This is a genomic window from Escherichia sp. KCJ4928 (assembly GCF_004352695.1).
Lineage (GTDB): Bacteria > Pseudomonadota > Gammaproteobacteria > Enterobacterales > Enterobacteriaceae > ECMA0423.
Genome location: NZ_SJWV01000226.1, coordinates 1 through 5,642, shown reverse-complemented (window position 1 = coordinate 5,642; position 5,642 = coordinate 1). Strand labels below are relative to the sequence as shown.

Here is a 5,642-nt window from a genome sequence, read left to right as displayed (position 1 = left end):
TATTTGATTATCCAAATAAAAATAAATTTTAAAAATTAACAAATGAGTTGAATTTTTTCCGCATCCTCCGCTAAAACAGTTAATTAAAAGGGAGCATCAGGCGAATAAAGTAACAATATCGATCGTATTTATTAAATACAAATTACCGATATTTAACCTTATAATTACAATTATTTTATTAATGCAAATATATGTAAAGCGGGGCATTAAAAAAACGCCCCGTAATATAACTCAGACTAATCATTAAGCCTACATTGCGTAGGCTATTTGATTTTATTTTGCCCAGAATGCTGCTTTGGCGCGCTGCAGCTTTTCGTAGGCCTTCAACAACGACTGATGTGCAGCAAACGCGTGCAGATCGCTATCTACCGGTTGCAGGCCGTAAAACGCCGCTTCGCCGCTCATTGCCGCACTGGCGGCTTCTACGGCATCTGCGCCGTACATGCGAACAAACGCATTCAGATATTGCAGCGGCTGGCGATCTTCTTCCTGTGCCAGTAATAACAACGTTTGCAGGCAGCGATAATAGTTGGCGCGTTCCGGACTAAATACTGATGAGTTAAACTCCATCGTCCATTCGGTCCAGACCAGAGCCTGTTCCAGATCGCCACCAGCCAGCGCCAGCATGGCTTTTAATTCACCGATACGCAGGGTGTACCAACCGTTATCCGACCCGGTCGCCAGACCCAACAGCTCACGCACGCGGGTAAAGTCATCAAAACCTTCTTCATCCAGTTGCTCGATGAGGTTCAGGTAATCTTCTTTTTCCCACTCGCTGCCTGGTAGCGAAAGAATCGTTTCACGTAAATGGCTGCCCATACTGTTATTCGCGAGCCACAGATCTTCAGCCGGATAAATATCGGACATGCCAGGCACGATAATGCGGCAAGCGTAGACACCCAGATGCTCGTAATCGGCAATATAAACTTCTTTATCTTCCTTTTTGAAGATAGCCATCAGCGTGGCGAACTCTTCTTCCGTGGTGCCGGAGAAATTCCAGTCCACAAACGGATAATCGGCATCCTGCTTGAACAGGTCCCAGGAGATTAAACCGCTGGAATCGATAAAGTGCGTTTCGAGGTTGGTATGTTCAGCGACTTCTTCATCATCGAAGGTTGGCGGAGTAAACACATCCAAATCTTTCAGGCCACGACCTTGCAGCAGCTCGGTCACGGTACGTTCCAGTGCTACGCCAAAATCAGGATGCGCACCGAAAGAGGCAAAGCAGGTACCGTTAGCAGGATTGAACAGTACCACGCAAATCACCGGATACTGGCCGCCAAGCGAACCGTCATAAGCGAAGATTGGGAAACCCTCCGCTTCCAGCGTTTCGATGGCTTCAACTACTGCTGGGTAACGCGCCAGCACGTCTGCCGGGATCTCTGGCAGGCTGATGCTTTCAGCAATAATGCGGTTTTTCACGTAGCGTTCGAAAACTTCAGACAATCCCTGAACGCGTGCTTCGTTGCGGGTATTACCTGCGGACATACCGTTGGAGACGTACAGGTTACCAATGATATTCATCGGAATATAAACGGTCTGATTGTCGGACTGACGCGTAAACGGCAGGCCGCAAATACCACGATCTTCGTTACCGGATTGTAGGTCAATCAGCATGCTGCCGGTCAGTTCATTCTCCGGATCATAAAACGCGCGCAGACGGTCATCGAGTAGTCCTTCTGGCACATCGTCATTTTCGGTCAGTGGGAACCATTTTTCGTTGGGATAATGCACGAACGGACCGTTGGCGATGGTTTCGCCCAGCCAGAAATCAGCAAAAAAGTAGTTGGTTGAGAGACGCTCGAAATATTCACCAAGTGCAGAAGCCAGCGCCGCTTTTTTGGTTGCGCCTTTACCGTTGGTAAAACACAGTGCGCACTCTTTGTCGCGAATATGTACAGACCAGACGTTAGGCACAGGATTCAGCCAGGAGGCCTCTTCAATCTGAAAGCCGAGGTCTGAAAGTTTTTGCTGGAAGCGAGCGATGGAATCTTCCAGAGCGGCATCTTTGCCGGGGATAAATGTTTGCGTCATGAAAATCACTTTAGTCGTACGGAAAGCGCGCAATAATACGGGTTTTATCTCAAAGGCGCTATCACCGCCGCCATGCCGATGAACTGTTGACTATGCTTTTAGCGGATAAACCACGATAAGAGCATAAAAATGAAGGCGTTCGATCTCCACCGTATGGCATTTGATAAAGTGCCTTTTGATTTCCTTGGCGAAGTTGCACTACGTAGTCTTTATACCTTTGTACTGGTTTTTTTGTTCCTCAAAATGACCGGAAGACGCGGTGTGCGACAGATGTCGCTGTTTGAAGTGTTAATCATTCTCACGCTGGGTTCAGCGGCGGGAGATGTGGCGTTTTATGATGATGTGCCGATGGTGCCGGTACTTATCGTCTTTATCACTCTGGCGTTGTTATACCGCCTGGTAATGTGGTTGATGGCGCACAGTGAAAAACTGGAAGATTTACTGGAAGGTAAGCCGGTTGTTATTATTGAAGATGGCGAGCTGGCCTGGTCGAAACTCAATAACTCCAACATGACGGAATTTGAGTTCTTTATGGAGCTACGATTGCGTGGCGTGGAGCAGCTGGGGCAGGTACGTCTGGCGATTCTCGAAACCAACGGGCAAATCAGTGTCTATTTCTTTGAAGATGACAAGGTGAAACCGGGTTTACTTATTTTACCCAGTGATTGTACGCAGCGTTACAAAGTGGTGCCGGAGTCGGCGGACTATGCCTGTATTCGTTGTAGTGAAATCATTCATATGAAAGCGGGGGAAAAACAATTATGTCCGCGCTGTGCAAATCCAGAATGGACGAAGGCAAGTCGGGCAAAACGGGTGACCTGACAGTAAAAACATCGGCTTTTTGCTAATAATCCGAGAGATTCTTTTGTGTGATGCAAGCCACATTTTTGCCCTCAACAGTTTTACTCATTGCGATGTGTGTCACTGAATGATAAAACCGATAGCCACAGGAATAATGTATTACCTGTGGTCGCAATCGATTGACCGCGGGTTAATAGCAACGCAACGTGGTGAGGGGAAATGGCTCAAATCTTCAATTTTAGTTCTGGTCCGGCAATGCTACCGGCAGAGGTGCTTAAACAGGCTCAACAGGAACTGCGCGACTGGAACGGTCTTGGTACGTCGGTGATGGAAGTGAGTCACCGTGGCAAAGAGTTCATTCAGGTTGCAGAGGAAGCCGAGAAGGATTTTCGCGATCTTCTTAATGTCCCCTCCAACTACAAGGTATTATTCTGCCATGGCGGTGGTCGCGGTCAGTTTGCTGCGGTACCGCTGAATATTCTCGGTGATAAAACCACCGCAGATTATGTTGATGCCGGTTACTGGGCGGCAAGTGCCATTAAAGAAGCGAAAAAATACTGCACGCCTAATGTCTTTGACGCCAAAGTGACTGTTGATGGTCTGCGCGCGGTTAAGCCAATGCGTGAATGGCAACTCTCTGATAATGCTGCTTATATGCATTACTGCCCGAATGAAACCATCGACGGTATCGCCATCGACGAAACGCCAGACTTCGGCAAAGATGTGGTGGTCGCCGCCGACTTCTCTTCAACCATTCTTTCCCGTCCGATTGACGTCAGCCGTTATGGCGTGATTTACGCTGGCGCGCAGAAAAATATCGGCCCGGCTGGCCTGACAATCGTCATCGTTCGTGAAGATTTGCTGGGCAAAGCGAATATCGCGTGTCCGTCGATTCTGGATTATTCCATCCTCAACGATAACGGCTCCATGTTTAACACGCCGCCGACATTTGCCTGGTATCTATCTGGTCTGGTCTTTAAATGGCTGAAAGCGAACGGCGGTGTAGCTGAAATGGATAAAATCAATCAGCAAAAAGCAGAACTGCTATATGGGGTGATTGATAACAGCGATTTCTACCGCAATGACGTGGCGAAAGCTAACCGTTCGCGGATGAACGTGCCGTTCCAGTTGGCGGACAGTGCGCTTGACAAATTGTTCCTTGAAGAGTCTTTTGCTGCTGGCCTTCATGCACTGAAAGGTCACCGTGTGGTCGGCGGAATGCGCGCTTCTATTTATAACGCCATGCCGCTGGAAGGCGTTAAAGTGCTGACAGACTTCATGGTTGAGTTCGAACGCCGTCACGGTTAATGCCGAAATTTTGCTTAATCCCCACAGCCAGCCTGTGGGGTTTTTATTTCTGTTGTAGAGAGTTGAGTTCATGGAATCCCTGACGTTACAACCCATCGCTCGTGTCGATGGCACTATTAATCTGCCCGGTTCCAAGAGCGTTTCTAACCGCGCTTTATTGCTGGCGGCATTAGCACACGGCAAAACAGTATTAACCAATCTGCTGGATAGCGATGACGTGCGCCATATGCTGAATGCATTAACAGCGTTAGGGGTAAGCTATACGCTTTCAGCCGATCGTACGCGTTGCGAAATTATCGGTAACGGCGGTCCATTACACGCAGAAGGTGCCCTGGAGTTGTTCCTCGGTAACGCCGGAACGGCAATGCGTCCGCTGGCGGCAGCTCTTTGTCTGGGTAGCAATGATATTGTGCTGACCGGTGAGCCGCGTATGAAAGAACGCCCGATTGGTCATCTGGTGGATGCGCTGCGCCTGGGCGGGGCGAAGATCACTTACCTGGAACAAGAAAATTATCCGCCGTTGCGTTTACAGGGCGGCTTTACTGGCGGCAACGTTGACGTTGATGGCTCCGTTTCCAGCCAATTCCTCACCGCACTGTTAATGACTGCGCCTCTTGCGCCGGAAGATACGGTGATTCGTATTAAAGGCGATCTGGTTTCTAAACCTTATATCGACATCACACTCAATCTGATGAAGACGTTTGGTGTTGAAATTGAAAATCAGCACTATCAACAATTTGTCGTAAAAGGCGGGCAGTCTTATCAGTCTCCGGGTACTTATTTGGTCGAAGGCGATGCATCTTCGGCTTCTTACTTTCTGGCAGCAGCAGCAATCAAAGGCGGCACTGTAAAAGTGACCGGTATTGGACGTAACAGTATGCAGGGTGATATTCGCTTTGCTGATGTGCTGGAAAAAATGGGCGCGACCATTTGCTGGGGCGATGATTATATTTCCTGCACGCGTGGTGAACTGAACGCTATTGATATGGATATGAACCATATTCCTGATGCGGCGATGACCATTGCCACGGCGGCGTTATTTGCAAAAGGCACCACCACGCTGCGCAATATCTATAACTGGCGTGTTAAAGAGACCGATCGCCTGTTTGCGATGGCAACAGAACTGCGTAAAGTCGGCGCGGAAGTGGAAGAGGGGCACGATTACATTCGTATCACTCCTCCGGAAAAACTGAACTTTGCCGAGATCGCGACATACAATGATCACCGGATGGCGATGTGTTTCTCGCTGGTGGCGTTGTCAGATACACCAGTGACGATTCTTGATCCCAAATGCACGGCCAAAACATTTCCGGATTATTTCGAGCAGCTGGCGCGGATTAGCCAGGCAGCCTGAATGAACAACGGGCGATAAATAGCCAAATCTTTCTTTATCAAAACGTCGGCACATTGTCGGCGTTTTTTTTCGGACCTTGTGAGTCATTTTGATTAATGGTAGCGTCGCTTGTCAATGTAAGTTGTTGATACATAATATTTATATA

At 48.4% G+C, this 5,642-nt stretch carries 4 protein-coding genes; 3 read left to right on the top strand and 1 reads right to left on the bottom strand.

Going from position 1 to position 5,642, the window contains the following annotated elements:
- Positions 1-273: 273 nt before the first annotated feature.
- Positions 274-2,034 carry a 30S ribosomal protein S12 methylthiotransferase accessory factor YcaO gene (gene ycaO / locus E0D98_RS20995; RefSeq protein WP_001297197.1) on the bottom strand — a complete coding sequence of 587 codons (1,761 nt, stop codon included), beginning with the start codon at positions 2,032-2,034 and terminating at the stop codon, positions 274-276.
- Positions 2,035-2,163: 129 nt separating this feature from the next.
- Here ycaO and E0D98_RS20990 point away from each other — a divergent pair, with 129 nt between their 5' ends.
- From E0D98_RS20990 to aroA, 3 genes are all read left to right on the top strand, one after another.
- Positions 2,164-2,856 (top strand): DUF421 domain-containing protein, encoded by a 693-nt coding sequence (locus tag E0D98_RS20990; protein WP_000642849.1) that lies wholly within the window; start codon positions 2,164-2,166, stop codon positions 2,854-2,856.
- Positions 2,857-3,054: 198 nt separating this feature from the next.
- A complete protein-coding gene (gene serC / locus E0D98_RS20985; protein WP_050877197.1) occupies positions 3,055-4,143 on the top strand; it encodes a 3-phosphoserine/phosphohydroxythreonine transaminase in 1,089 nt (362 codons plus the stop codon).
- Positions 4,144-4,213: 70 nt separating this feature from the next.
- A complete protein-coding gene (gene aroA / locus E0D98_RS20980) occupies positions 4,214-5,497 on the top strand; it encodes a 3-phosphoshikimate 1-carboxyvinyltransferase (RefSeq protein ID WP_000445231.1) in 1,284 nt (427 codons plus the stop codon).
- Positions 5,498-5,642 lie beyond the last annotated feature (145 nt).